The 853-nt window shown below is 59.1% G+C and carries 1 protein-coding gene; it reads right to left on the reverse strand.

From position 1 onward, the window contains the following. A partial coding sequence (locus AC1DSG_RS31435; RefSeq protein ID WP_477794333.1) for an HD domain-containing phosphohydrolase occupies nucleotides 1–853 on the reverse strand: 853 nt, incomplete at both ends.

The raw sequence follows: 853 nt of genomic DNA on the forward strand, positions 1-853 counted from the left end.
GCGCTCGGCGATCTGTTCAAACTCCTTTTCCAGAATGATGAAAGCCGCCACCACATCCGGATCAAAATGCCGGCCGGCGCCGTCCCGGATGATTGTCGCCGCCGTCTCGTGGCTCATCTCCGACTTGTATACCCGTCGGCTGATGACCGCATCGTAGACATCGGCGACCGCCATCAGGCGCGCGCTGACCGGAATGGCCTCACCGGCCAGGCCATTGGGGTAACCACTGCCATCCCATTTTTCGTGATGGCACAGGGCAATTTCCTTGGCGATGCGCAGGAAAGGCACTTGCGCACCCAACAGTTCTTCTGCGTGTACCAGAGCCTGATAACCCAGCCGGGCGTGGGTCTTCATGATTTCGAACTCGGCGGGTTCGAAATGGCCCGGCTTGAGCAGGATATGGTCTGCAATACCGACCTTGCCGATATCGTGCAGCGGCGCCGACTTGAACATCAGATCAATAGTTTGATCATCCAGATGGGGGCTGAATCGCGGGTGGTCGCGCAATTTTTCGGCCAGCAACCGGACATAATGCTGCGTGCGCCGCAGGTGGTTGCCGGTCTCGTTGTCGCGGGTCTCGGCCAGCGATGCAAGGGCCAGGATGGTTACGTCATGGATGGCTTGCAGCTCACGGGTCCGCGCCAGGACTTCCTGGTCGAGGTAGGCATTGTGGGAACGCAACAGGTCCGTTGTCGCCTTCAGGCGCAGCTGCGTCTGCACCCGCGCCAACAGAATTTCCGGGTTGATCGGTTTGAACAGGTAGTCAGTCGCTCCCAGCTCGAACCCCAGGCACTCATCTTCGTGCTGATTGCGGGCGCTAAGAAACAGGACCGGAACATCACATGTATTAGGG

Source organism: Pseudomonas sp. P5_A12 (genome assembly GCF_056400685.1).